This window comes from Streptomyces xantholiticus (assembly GCF_014651015.1).
In the GTDB taxonomy this organism is placed as follows: domain Bacteria; phylum Actinomycetota; class Actinomycetes; order Streptomycetales; family Streptomycetaceae; genus Streptomyces; species Streptomyces xantholiticus.
This window is the reverse complement of record NZ_BMWB01000022.1, coordinates 1-12,086: the sequence shown is the minus strand read 5'-3', so window position 1 is coordinate 12,086 and position 12,086 is coordinate 1. Positions and strand designations below refer to the sequence as shown.

Here is a 12,086-nt window from a genome sequence, read left to right as displayed (position 1 = left end):
GACTGCCGCGGGTCTGGTCAGGCGTTTCCAGCCGGCGGGCGCAATGGCGCGCCACGAGCACGGGTCACAGCACTCGACACCAGTAAAGCAACCAACATCAAGAGCAAACAGCCACCAGAAGGAAACACCGAGACAGGAAGAAGGACGGACGTGTCCGGCAGCGAAAGCGAGAACCCACTCATCCCCTCACCGACCCCCACGTCGACTCGCCCCAGGACGAACCGGGACTGGTGGCCGAATCAGCTGGACCTCCAGGTTCTCCACCAGCACTCGCCTCGGTCCAATCCGATGGGCGAGGATTTCAACTACGCGCAAGAATTCGCCACCCTCGACCTGGACGCGCTGAAGCAGGACGTCTTCGAGGTGATGACGACGTCGCAGGAGTGGTGGCCTGCCGACTACGGCCACTACGGGCCGCTCTTGATCCGGATGAGTTGGCATGCCGCGGGAACGTACCGGATCGCCGATGGCCGGGGCGGTGGTGGCAGCGGCGCTCAGCGCTTCGCCCCTCTCAACAGTTGGCCGGACAACGCGAGCCTCGACAAGGCGCGCCGTTTGCTCTGGCCGGTCAAGCAGAAGTACGGCCGGAAAATCTCGTGGGCCGACCTTCTGGTCTTCGCCGGAAACTGTGCCATGGAATCGATGGGGTTCAGGACGTTCGGGTTCGGCTTCGGGCGTGAGGACATCTGGGAACCCGAGGAAATCTTCTGGGGGCCCGAGGACACATGGCTCGGAGATGAGCGCTACACCGGCGACAGGGAACTCACCGGTCCTTTCGGCGCCGTGCAGATGGGACTGATCTACGTCAATCCGGAGGGGCCGAACGGCAACCCGGATCCTATGGCTGCGGCCAGGGACGTCCGCGAGACATTCGGGCGTATGGCGATGAACGACGAGGAGACGGTTGCGCTCATCGTCGGCGGCCACACGTTCGGCAAGTGTCACGGTGCGGTCGATCCCTCGTACATCGGCCCGGAACCCGAGGCCGCCCCCATCGAGCAGCAGGGCATCGGCTGGCGGAACACGTACGGCAGCGGCAAGGGCGCCGACGCACTCACCAGTGGGCTCGAGGGCGCATGGACCACGGAGCCGACGAGGTGGGACAACGGGTATCTGGACAACCTGTACGGGTACGAGTGGGAGCTGACGACGAGCCCCGCCGGCGCCAAGCAGTGGACCCCCAGGGATCCGTCGGCCAAGGACACCGTGCCCGATGCCCATGATCCCTCGAAGCGGCACGCCCCCATGATGCTGACGACGGACCTCGCGCTGAAGGTGGACCCGGTCTACGGGCCGATCACGAAGAGGTTCCACGAGAACCCGGAAGAGCTCGCGGAAGCGTTCGCCAAGGCGTGGTACAAGCTGTTGCACCGCGACATGGGACCCCTCTCGCGTTACCTCGGCCCGTGGATTGCCGAGCCGCAGTTGTGGCAGGACCCCGTCCCCGCAGTCGACCACGAACTGGTCGGTGACGAGGACATCGCTGCCCTCAAGGGCAGGATCCTTTCCTCGGGACTGTCCATCTCGCAGTTGGTCACCACCGCTTGGGCGTCGGCGGCAAGCTTCCGCGGCACCGACAAGCGTGGCGGTGCCAACGGGGCACGGATTCGACTCGCGCCCCAAAAGGACTGGGAGGTCAACAGCCGGCCCGAGGTGGCCGAGGTATTGCGGACCCTTGAGCAGATCCGGCAGGACTTCAACATCTCACAGAACGGCGGAACGAAGGTTTCGCTCGCTGACCTGATCGTCCTGGGCGGGTGCGCGGCCGTCGAGCAGGCCGCGAAGAACGCCGGGTACGACATCACGGTCCCGTTCGCACCGGGGCGTACGGACGCCTCGCAGGAGCAGACCGACGTGGAGTCGTTCGCCGTGCTCGAACCCAGGGCGGATGGGTTCCGCAACTACCTCCGGGCGGGAGAGAAGTTGTCGCCGGAGACTCTCCTGCTGGACCGCGCCAACCTGTTGACCCTGACCGCTCCCGAAATGACGGTTCTGATCGGCGGCATGCGGGCCCTGAACACCGGCTTCGGGCGATCCCCGCACGGCGTCTTCACCCACCGGCCGGAGACATTGACGAACGACTTCTTCACCAACCTGCTCGACATGGGCACGGAGTGGAAGGCGTCGGCCTCCGCTGAGAACGTATTCGAAGGTCGGGATCCCGCCACGGGCGAGGTCAAATGGACCGCCACCGCCGTCGACCTCATCTTCGGTTCGCACTCGCAGCTCCGAGCCGTCTCCGAGGTCTACGCGTCCGCGGACGCGGGAGAGAAGTTCGTGCGTGACTTCGTGGCGGCATGGGACAAGGTGATGAACCTCGATCGGTTCGACCTCGCCTGAGCCCGATGTCCCGGTCGGCCGCTCATCGGCCGACCGGGACATCACCCGTCCCCGCCTGGACCCGGTACTCCGCCAAGGCGGGCTGAGAAGTCCCCCCACAGAACCGTCCGGGACAACCAGCCACGCCTCCATCGCCACGACGACCTCCGCGAGTCGGGGCTCGTGGAGCCGCCGCGTCGACCGCCGCGTCTCCGTACGCCTGCCACAGTCCGACGAGCCGGCCCTTACGTTCTCCGCGGTCGATGCCGTCAGAAGACGGCATTGCCAACCCCAGCGCTGAGCCGGGCCACTGGCGCGGCGGGGCAGGGCGCCGGCGCTTCGCCGAGCGCTCACAGCGGCCGATGAGCCGCACACCGCCACATCGGTGCATGCTGGTCCGCCCCGGCTCTCGCCGCGGCGCGGCCACCGACTTGGTGAGCTGTCGGACCGCCGGTGCCCGGGCTGCCGGACGGCCTACGCGACAAGGAGTGCTGACGAATGGCGAACCACTGGGTAGGAGTGACCGTCGACTGCGTCGACGTGGAACGGGTGTCGGGCTTCTGGAGCGTGCTGCTGAACCGTCCGGCGGGACCGTCCCAGCCGGGCTGGGTCTATCTCGGCCATCCCGGCGACCCACAGCCCCGCCTCGTCTTCCAGCCCGTTTCCGAGCCCAAGCACGGCAAGGTACGCCTGCACCTCGACGTCTCGGTCGACGACATCGACCGGGGCATCGCCCAGACCCTTGCCCTCGGTGGCCGGTGCACCGGCGAACGGCACGACTACGACGAGGGCGTGGTCGTCGTGATGGCTGATCCCGAGGGGAACGAGTTCTGCCTGGTGCAGTACTACTGACCGCCTGTCACTCCCGCTCAGGGAAGCTGCATGGCAGAGCCGGCAGCCGCCGCGTGGTCAGGTTCCGGGCCGTACAGGCTGGCAGTGTGTGTGGGGGCGTTTGCCGTCGGGCTGCCGGAGTCCATTGCCGGCCTTCGGCAACTCGAACACAGCCCGGCCCGCTGGGTCAGGCCCCTTGCGGGGCGGGAGCGACGTCCACGCTCCGGGCGACGTCGGTCCAGCCGTCCAGTTCGCGCACGCGGGCGGCGAGGGTGCGGCGAATGCCGTCCTCCGCCGCGCGTCCCAGGGCCAGGCGCAGGGGCGGATGCTTGGCATCGACGGCGGTGACGACGGCCGCGGCGACCCGGGCGGGATCGATGAACGCTTCAGGGGGCAGTTCACCGAGCGAGCTGTGGACGGCGCGTACGGTCGGGTCGTAGTCGGGGGTCGGTGCGGCGAAGACCAGGTGGGACAGGAAACCGGTCTCCATGTAGCCCGGCTCGATCAGAGTGACCTTGACGCCCAGGGGGGCGATCTCGGCGGCCAGGGCGTCGGAAAGTCCCTCGAGCGCGTACTTGCCGGCGGCGAGCAGGCCGACGCCCGGGTGCGCCGACTGCCCGTAGAGCGAGGACCCCTGGAGGACGTGACCCGACCGCTGCCCTCGCAGGACGGGCAGCGTCGCGCGCAGCACGTTCAGCGGGCCGAAGACGTTGGTGTCGAAGATGGCCCTGGCCTGTGCGTCGGTCGCCTCCTCGACGGCGCCGAACAGTCCGTATCCCGCGATGTTGGCAACCACGTCGATGCGGCCGAAGGCGGCGAGGGTGTGCTCGACGGCGCGGTGTGCCGCACTTTCGTCCCGGACGTCGAGTTCGAGCGCGATGGCCTGGCCGGGATAGCGGTCGACGAGGTCCGCGACCGACTCCGTCCGGCGGGCAGTGGCCGCGACGCGGTCGCCGCGATCGAGTGCGGTGATCGCCAGTGCGCGGCCGAGGCCCTGCGAGGAGCCGGTGATGAACCAGGTGCGGGCAGTGTTCGAGGAGGTGTCGCTGTCGTTGGTCATGGTTATGACCATAGGTGCTTAGCTCCTAACAAACAAGCGCACTACGGCCGCGCTGTCTATGCCCATCAGCAATGACGCCTCTCTCCCGCCTCGGGTACTGTGGTCTTCATGGCCATGGATGCAAGCCGGACGACACTCAGCCCTTCGGCGGCGGCTGAGGTCGTACTCACCTTCGTCAACACCCGGGCGATCGACGGCACGCGCGAGGACCTCCTCGACGGCGCGGCCTTTTCGCGGTGGCTGCAGAAGGAGGACCTGATCGACTCCGCATCGCTGGTCACCGATGCCGACGCCGCCGCCGCCCGTGAGTTGAGGGACGCCTTGGTCCTCGTCCTGCTCGCCCATGCGGGCGAGCAGGACGACCAGGGCCGAACCGGTGCCGAGGAGTATCTGCGCCGCAGCGCGGAGTTGTATCCACTTGCCCCCGTCATCACCGCTTCCGGCGTACACCTCGCGCCCACCCGGAGCGGGGTACCGGGGGCGCTTGCAAGGGTGCTCGCCGCAGCGTCCGAAGTCGCCCTGCGCGGCGCCTGGATGCGACTCAAGGCATGCCGAAATCCGCCGTGCCACCTCGGGTTCTACGACCGCACGCGCAACTCCTCCGCGGCCTACTGCAGCCCCAACCGATGCGGAGCCCAGGTCGCCATGCGCACCTACCGCAGCCGCAAGGCAAAGGAAGAAGGCCGGTAGCCGGGCGCATCGGGCGCCCCGCGCTCCCGAACTCCCGGGCCGTGCCGACTGCCCGACGACGCCATTTCCTTCGATGGACCTCCGCGCCCCTCAGCCGAAGGCAGGACCTGCCCGGTGTGCTGCGGCCGTTGCGCGCCCGGACGCCGTCGACGAGGAAGGGAGGTCAACCGTCGCCCTTCTTCTCACGAGCCATCGCCAGCCAGGTCCCCGCCGTGATCCCTGCCTGCTGGTCGAGCTGCCAAGCGGCCTGCAGGCAATAGAGCGCTGGAGTGCCGATCGCCCCGAACAGCATGCGTGCCGGCATGAGTTCGGCGAGATGAGTGGTGAGCTGCCCCACATCAAATGGGGCGTCGGCCTGCTCTCCGTTCCGCAGCTGTGCGACGACATCGAGCAAGTCATCTTCCTTTTCACGCGCCTTCCAGAAGTCCTGTACCCCTTCGATTTCCCACTTCGCGGGAAGAAGGTTCCTCAGGCTCCATCCGAGAGCACGATCGGAAGCGGCCGCAAATATGGCATTGGTGCACACTTCGGCCGCCCGGCCGAGCGGAACGTCCGGTACACCCCGGGCGGAAGCAGCTTTTTCCTGCTGCCTCTTCATCTGAGCGGTCTGCTCACGAAAAGCCTTCTGAGCTTTTGCCCGCTCCTCCCGCGATCCCGTGGGGTCACCCAGCCTCGGCAGCAACGAGCTGACCTGAGCTGCGGTCTTCACGAGCTCCTTCACTTGCTCCGGAGACGTCTTCAGGTCGGTGATCACCCTTGCTGCACCGCCCACATCCCCTGCGTACCTCACCAGCCAGGACATTCCCGGCTTGCGACTCCTCTCCAACGCGCCGGTCGTCTGCTTCACCATCAGGCCCAACTGCTTCCGCATCTCGCGCGGCGCCGCGGAGTCGCAGATCACGTCCAGAGCCGAAGTGACCTGCTCCACCGTCGAGATGATTGTGGCCTGCACCTCGGGAGGAACCTTCGGGTCGTGGCTCCCCTCCAGCGCGGAGGCCACCTGCCGCACTATCACGATCAGCTGTTCCCGCAGCTCACGAGGGGTTTCGGGGTCGCTGATCACCACGAGCACGGAGGTCACCCGCTGTACGATTTCGGTGATCTCTTCCCGCTCCTGCGGTGACGTCTTCGGGTCCCCCGCCACCTTGAGCGTGGCAGTCAGTTGCTGCACGGCCGGTTCGAGCTCCTCAGGGACTTCCTCCCCTTCCTTGCTCAGGTTTGCCGTTGCCGCTTCAACCTCTTTCTCCTGTTTCAACAGATGTTCGGATACCGATTGGCCCGCATCTTCGGACCCTGACGGTCGATCAGGGTTGGGAGTCTCTCGCGGCGTGGAGGTATCGCCCGGCGTCGACGTATCGCCCGGCGTGGACGTGTCGCCCGGCGTGGGGGGAGCCGTTGTGTCTGTCCCTGGAGGAGGCGTCGTAGCGGCCGGCGGGGGTGGCGGCGTCGGGGGAGGCGTTGGTTGAGCGGGAACTGCCGTCGTGTTCCCACTGCCGATTCGAGGCGCCACCGCAGCACTCGCCAAGCCTGCCGGCAGTACGAGCGAGGCAGCCAAGGCGGAAGCTCCGACCAGATGGAAAAGGTTTCGCCGGGCGACTACGGCCATGATCGTTCCAGATGCGCTTCTCGGTTGTGACGGCTTGTCCGTTGCGGACGCGGCCCCACCTTGAGAGCGAGGGCGGCTCCCACAGAAGATCCGCAGCTCAACAGTGCATAGGCGATCCAATCCCACTCTTGACCCGCGTGACGCATCCTGCAACGCGGCGGCCGCATCCCGGATCGGTTTGGGCTTGTGCGCTGCAACAACGAGCACACGCTTGCCTCTTCAAACAACAGATCGTGCCGCGAGTGCAGACCGGTGCCGGTGGCCGCCTGGAGCGTCCGGCGTCCGGCACGGATTCGCGCTCACCGCGATGAAACGGCGGAGTCACTTCTCGTTCGCCCTCAGCAATTGCGCAAAGGGCACAGCCGCCATGGCTTTGGCCTCGGCAACGCCATATCGTTTCCTTTCCCTTTCATCTTCTTCCGCCACCTCCTCGCTGAAGTTGATGGCATCTCGGGGTGCGTACGAAAGAACATACGACTGGAGATCGGCATTGGATCCGGTCCATCCGAAGTACGAGATGACATATCGTGGCCGGCGAGTCACGTTGATGATGTTGTTGTTGTGAAGAACTCTGCCTCGATTGATGATGTGGTCCACACATTCGATGGGAGGGCAGTAGAACTGTCTGTCACTCCTGCGCCAGGAATAATGCGGGATCGCGAATTCCTCATCGATTCTGCCGCGATCCTTCCTCATGAGGGTCAAGGTCAAGTCGGCCTCAAGCGCGTCGTACTTGGCAGACTTGGGTACTTGAATCACCCTTTCTTGGATGTATTGCTCTCCTGGCTCGAGCCAGTTACCCGGCCCGTAGAATCGGGCAGCACTGATCGTCTCCCGTGTGGGGGATTTTACGTAGCGACCTACTTTCGATCCGTCCGACGTGGCATCCATCATCTTTCTCCACTCCAGAAGGCCGCTACCGTCGCTCGCATGCTTGGCAGAAACCCCGTAGATCCCGTAGCCATCGTTTGTGATGTAAGCCGGAATTTGTCCGGAATTTCTAGCACGGAAGCTCACCGGGAGATGAATGATGGGCCGCTCGGCATCCAACTGCGGGGTCCCGAACTTCACATTCAAGTCCACGAGGACCGGGGCGGATGTCGGTTGGTAGAGTGCGGAGTACGCCAGGTTCGCTGCGGCCAGAAGCGTCGTGGCTGTCACTCCGGCAGCGAATTGCTTAGGATGAGGAATACCTCTCCATGCTTTTTCTCTGACGAGCAGCTGGAGTGCCCACAGCGACCAGCACCAGAGTGGAAGATACGTCAGCACGTACGGCGTGTACTCTCTCTCCTGAAGCCACATGAACAGCAGCAGCCCATTGGTCGCCAGTGCGATGAATACGCCAAGCAGGATCACCGCTCCGGAAAGTTTCAGCTGTCGCTTTCCCCAGTAATCGAGCGCCGCAAGTGCAGCCAAGCCCTGCGCCAGGCCCGCGAAGGCGAACAGGAATCCAGTGACACGCCCCGCGAAAGTCAGAGCCCCGATGGCGTCTGGAATCCCGACGACGACAAGCAGGGCCATGGAGCCCAGTAGGCCCGCCATCATGAGCGCGATGGTCGAGCGCCTCCGCCATGTGCGGTCGGGCCACGTCCCACTGTCGCCGCCGAGCCAGAATATGGATGATCGGTCTTCTACATCGAGGTCTTCCGGGTAACCGAGACGCGTGAGGACTTTTCGCAACCCCTGCAGTGACCAGGCGGTGCCCACCGGCTTGCCACCCATACTGAGCTCGCGCAGGCCGCGGCTGTCCGGTGGTTCCACAACCACCTTGGGCTTGTTCATGGGGCCACGATCAGAGTCGCCCCGGATGCATGCAAACCAGGTTGGACCGTCCAGCGCAGCACGAGGGGTGGCCGGCGCGCATGTGGGGCCGTGTGTGAAGGGGCGGACGCTGTTGTCGGTCGGGATTCCTCCGCTCAACCTCTTTGGCGAGCCGGGCAACATCATTCCGTTGCCCGCCTCCGCGAGACCGATCCTCGGCAAGCAGGCTCCGGACCCGGCCGGCGGTCACCGGTGGACCTGACGGCCCTGCCAGGGCCTGTCCGGCAACGGTTACGTGCCGTGCAGACGTACGCCCGTCCGCACTGCCGCGGCGTCTGCATTGGTCCTGGTGGTTCGTCCAGCCTCCCGGACGGTCGGACCGGCCGGTACCCCGTGGAGCGGCTCAGGGCCCGACAGCGGCCGGTGGACAGCGAGGTCAGCGGTTCAGCGTGCTGCTCCAGATGTTCTTCGGCTGCGGTCGGTGTGTGCGGATGCAGCCTTTTCCTGCGGCTTTGGCCTCGTACATGGCGAGGTCTGCGTAGTGCAGGAGTTCCTCGGGTGTGATCCCTGGAGTGGCTACCGCGATGCCCATGGAAGCCGAGACCACCGCATCGACGTCATTGAGGCGGTACGGCTTCGACAGTGCGCACAAGATCCGTTCCGCTACTTCCCTGGTACGGGAAGGACGTGTTCCTGCCTCTGCTTCCAGGAGTGCGGCGAACTCGTCGCCGCCGAGACGGGCGACGGTGTCTGCGGCCCGTACAGATGCCTGGAGTCTGCGGGCAGCCTGGAGGAGCAGGGCGTCACCCGTCGCGTGTCCGGCCGAGTCGTTGACGGCTTTGAAGCCGTCCAGGTCCACGTAGAGCACCGCGGGCGGGGCCGCGGCGGCGGTCCGCTTCTTCAGGGCGTGGGTGACTCGGTCGGTGAACAGTGCGCGGTTGGGAAGGCCGGTCAACCCGTCGTGGAAGGCGAGGTGTTGTAGCTGTGCCTGCAGGGCGATCCGTTCGGTCACGTCGCGGCTGTTGAAGATCAGTCCGTCGACGTGGTGGCTGATCATCGATTCGACGTGGCGCCATTGCCCGTCAGATGTCCGCACTCGGCATGACACACAGCGGCCGGGGCCGCGGAGACCGGACTCGGCTTCCTGCCGCAGCATCTCCACGGCCTGCATCAGCAGTGTCCGATCCTCGGGATGGCAGTACAGGGGCAGGCGGGCGCCTACCAGGTCCTGGGGGTCGTACCCGAAAACGTCGCGGGCGGCCGGACTGACGTAGAGGACGCGACCATCCGGGCTGACGATGGTGATCACGTCGCACGAACCGTCGACCAGTGTCCGGTAATGGGCCTCACGGGCGGCGGCCTCTCGTGTGATACGCAGATGGTCGGCGTGAGCGATGGCTTGTCGGGCACCGAGGCCAAGAAGCACAGAACCCGCCAGCACCACTGTCACCACGTCGGTACGGCCACCGGCAAGAGTGTGGGCCGACATGACGAGGGCGCAGACCACCACGGGCACGAAGGCCGCCACCACGGCGACGACGGGCATCTCCCGCTGGTCGACTCCGACGGCGGTGGCGCCACCGGGCATCCAGGGCGTGGCAGTGACGAGGAGCAGTCCGGTGATCGTGCAGATCGCCGCGAGAGGAATTCCGCACAAAATGCCTGGCACGGGCAAGAGGATGCGCAGCATGTCGCTCGCCGTCAGGATGACGAGGGCAATGGCTGCCGTGACAACTGCTGTGCGCTCCCCGGGTTTGAGGCAGAAATGCAAAGTGATCAGAAGGCCCAGCACAAGGATGTCCGTGACCACGCGTGCGAGGTCCTCCAAAGATCCGGACACATCGCTGCCTTGATCAGCGCGATGCAACAGAAGCACCCAGCACAGCGTGAGCAGCGACGCTGCGATCATCCAGCCGTCCAGGAGCCGGCGTAACCAGATCAGCGTTCTGCCGCTGTCCGCGGCTGCCACCACCAATCCGGTCACACCCAGCGCCAGACACGTGGTGATGCCGGTGACCGTCAACAACTGCACCGCGCATCGAAGGACACCATCAGAGCGGCCGGTCCCTGAAGGAAGCCGGCCTGCCAGCAGGTGGTGAAGACCGCCTGCTGCCACCGAGACGGCGAGCAGCAGCAGGCGAAGACGTACCCTTCCGGTGACCGTTCGGGCCCGGGCAAGGAGGGAGAGAGCAGCCATCCCGTGTGCAGCCGGAACTCCTATGCCGACCCCGAGGAACGCAACCGCCGTGCCCCCTCCTCCCACGGCGACGGCGGCCGCAGAGCCGAAGCACAGGGCCTTGCCCACCCCTGCCGTATGCAGCATGCGAACCCCTCGGTTCGGTGATGAAGTTGAAAAGGGGAGGAAACAAATGTCCGGGACTGCTTGAGTGCGATAAGAGGGTAGAACGACTCATCGCCCCAGCCGCATAAGGACGTCGGGCTTCACCTGAAATAACGACAGCATCCAGGTGCCGACGACATGGCGCCCGTGGACTGGTAAATAGGAAGCTGCGTCATCCTTTGATGCGATGCCGTGCCCCGGCGAATCGTTCCTGTGGCACGCGGTGCATCAACACGCAGAGCGGGAATCGAACCGTTTCGTGCCGAAGCACAAGGGGCGCCCCAGCGTTCAGTTATCGCGTCGTTCCCGCGTGCCGCAGGTAGGGCGCGTATCGAGTCGTGATCAATTTGCGGGATGTGCCTTCGTGGCACGGTCCGGCCCGATAGACGGTCTTACGTGACGCGAGTGCAACTGACCGATCCGGATTTGGAGTTCATCGAGCCGTACCTGCCGATCGGCGAGTACGGCCCGTACCCCGAGCGACTGCGGCAGCAGTTCGAGTGCGTGATCTGGCGGTTCAAGACGGGCGGGCAGTGGCGGGAGATGCCGACGGAGTTCGGCGCCTGGTCGACCGTCCACAACCGCTTCCGGCAGTGGCGTGACGCCGGCTTCTTCGAGGCCCTGCTGGAGGGTCTGATCACGGAAGCCGCGAAGCGGGGTGAGGTGGACCTGTCCCTCAGCATCGCCACACCACCGCCCGAGCCCACCACGACGCGGCCGGGATGCACCTCGACGAGGACGTCGTCACCGCCCTGGAGAAAGCCGCGGCCGAGGAGGAGAAGGCCAGGTCAAAGGGGGCGGCCTCGAAGAGCAAAACGGGCAAGAGACCGAAAGTGATCCCGCGCTGGAAGAACGACGACGCATCCGGCGTCGGCGGAAACTCCGGCTGAAGGCCGCCCTCCTCGGACGTTCCGGAGGCGGGCAGACCAGCAAGGTCCACCTCGCCGCCGACCGCAAGTGCCGCCCGCTGGCGTTCATCCTGACCACAGGCCAGGCAGCGGACAGCCCGCAGTTCATCCCCGTCCTGAAGAAGGTACGGGTACGCGGGCCCGTCGGCCGACCCCGCATCCGGCCGGACGCGGTCGCCGGGGACAAGGCGTACTCGTCCCGCGGAAACCGCGCCCACCTGCGCGAACGCCGTATCAAGGCGGTCATCCCGGAGAAGAAGGACCAGGCCGCCGACCGGAGGAAGAAGGGCTCCAGAGGTGGACGACCCTCAGCCACGACGCCGATCTCTACAAGGAGCGGAAACACCGTCGAACGCCTGATCAACAAGCTCAAAGCATGGCGAGGCATCGCCACGCGATACGACAAGACTCCCGACAGCTACCTCGCCGGTCTCCACCTGCGCGCCTCGATGATCTGGATCGAGGACCTCACCAGGACCACCCGATGATCACGACTCGATATGCCCCTAGGTTCTGTCCGGCGGATCACTGATTGAGTGGTGTCGTCCTCGTGGACGTTTCCATGGACAT

General features: G+C 65.7%; 9 protein-coding genes and 1 pseudogene. 6 read left to right on the top strand and 4 right to left on the bottom strand.

The features are described 5' to 3' along the window. The first annotated feature begins 150 nt into the window (after positions 1 to 150). Both katG and IE198_RS26540 read left to right on the top strand, forming a co-directional pair. Positions 151 to 2,340, top strand: coding sequence for a catalase/peroxidase HPI (katG, locus tag IE198_RS26545; RefSeq protein WP_189890945.1), 2,190 nt, complete (start codon positions 151 to 153; stop codon positions 2,338 to 2,340). A gap of 477 nt (positions 2,341 to 2,817) precedes the next feature. Beyond that, positions 2,818 to 3,171, top strand: coding sequence for a VOC family protein (locus IE198_RS26540; protein WP_189890936.1), 354 nt, complete (start codon positions 2,818 to 2,820; stop codon positions 3,169 to 3,171). A 166-nt stretch (positions 3,172 to 3,337) separates the two neighbouring features. Here IE198_RS26540 and IE198_RS26535 read toward each other — a convergent pair whose 3' ends face one another. Beyond that, a complete protein-coding gene (locus tag IE198_RS26535) occupies positions 3,338 to 4,210 on the bottom strand; it encodes an SDR family NAD(P)-dependent oxidoreductase (protein ID WP_189890934.1) in 873 nt (290 codons plus the stop codon). A gap of 108 nt (positions 4,211 to 4,318) precedes the next feature. On the opposite strand from IE198_RS26535, the gene IE198_RS26530 reads away from it, so the two are divergent. After that, positions 4,319 to 4,900 carry a CGNR zinc finger domain-containing protein gene (locus tag IE198_RS26530; RefSeq protein WP_189890932.1) on the top strand — a complete coding sequence of 194 codons (582 nt, stop codon included), beginning with the start codon at positions 4,319 to 4,321 and terminating at the stop codon, positions 4,898 to 4,900. A gap of 163 nt (positions 4,901 to 5,063) precedes the next feature. Here IE198_RS26530 and IE198_RS26525 read toward each other — a convergent pair whose 3' ends face one another. The 3 genes from IE198_RS26525 to IE198_RS26515 all read right to left on the bottom strand — a co-directional run bounded on the left by IE198_RS26525 (position 5,064) and on the right by IE198_RS26515 (position 10,299). Next, a complete protein-coding gene (locus tag IE198_RS26525) occupies positions 5,064 to 6,155 on the bottom strand; it encodes a hypothetical protein (protein ID WP_189890929.1) in 1,092 nt (363 codons plus the stop codon). 672 nt (positions 6,156 to 6,827) lie between these two features. After that, the gene (locus IE198_RS26520) at positions 6,828 to 8,288 is read right to left on the bottom strand and encodes a hypothetical protein (RefSeq protein ID WP_189890927.1); all 1,461 of its coding nucleotides are present in this window, start codon (positions 8,286 to 8,288) and stop codon (positions 6,828 to 6,830) included. Between the two features lie 415 nt (positions 8,289 to 8,703). Further along, positions 8,704 to 10,299, bottom strand: coding sequence for a sensor domain-containing diguanylate cyclase (locus IE198_RS26515; protein ID WP_229834345.1), 1,596 nt, complete (start codon positions 10,297 to 10,299; stop codon positions 8,704 to 8,706). A gap of 663 nt (positions 10,300 to 10,962) precedes the next feature. Here IE198_RS26515 and IE198_RS36700 point away from each other — a divergent pair. The 3 genes and pseudogenes from IE198_RS36700 to IE198_RS36690 all read left to right on the top strand — a co-directional run. After that, a pseudogene (locus IE198_RS36700) lies at positions 10,963 to 11,172 on the top strand (transposase); the annotation flags it as partial. A gap of 158 nt (positions 11,173 to 11,330) precedes the next feature. Further along, a complete protein-coding gene (locus IE198_RS36695) occupies positions 11,331 to 11,498 on the top strand; it encodes a hypothetical protein (protein ID WP_373299991.1) in 168 nt (55 codons plus the stop codon). Beyond that, positions 11,453 to 12,004, top strand: a complete 552-nt coding sequence (locus IE198_RS36690) for an IS5 family transposase (protein WP_373299987.1) — start codon at positions 11,453 to 11,455, stop codon at positions 12,002 to 12,004. Before IE198_RS36695 ends, IE198_RS36690 begins: the two co-directional genes overlap by 46 nt. Positions 12,005 to 12,086: the final 82 nt, after the last annotated feature.

Coding starts and splice junctions, on each gene's coding strand:
- IE198_RS26540 (WP_189890936.1), top strand. CDS start 2,818: ATGGCGAACCACTGGGTAGGAGTGACCGTCGACTGCGTCGACGTGGAA.
- IE198_RS26535 (WP_189890934.1), bottom strand. CDS start 4,210: ATGACCAACGACAGCGACACCTCCTCGAACACTGCCCGCACCTGGTTC.
- IE198_RS26530 (WP_189890932.1), top strand. CDS start 4,319: ATGGCCATGGATGCAAGCCGGACGACACTCAGCCCTTCGGCGGCGGCT.
- IE198_RS26520 (WP_189890927.1), bottom strand. CDS start 8,288: ATGAACAAGCCCAAGGTGGTTGTGGAACCACCGGACAGCCGCGGCCTG.
- IE198_RS36695 (WP_373299991.1), top strand. CDS start 11,331: ATGCACCTCGACGAGGACGTCGTCACCGCCCTGGAGAAAGCCGCGGCC.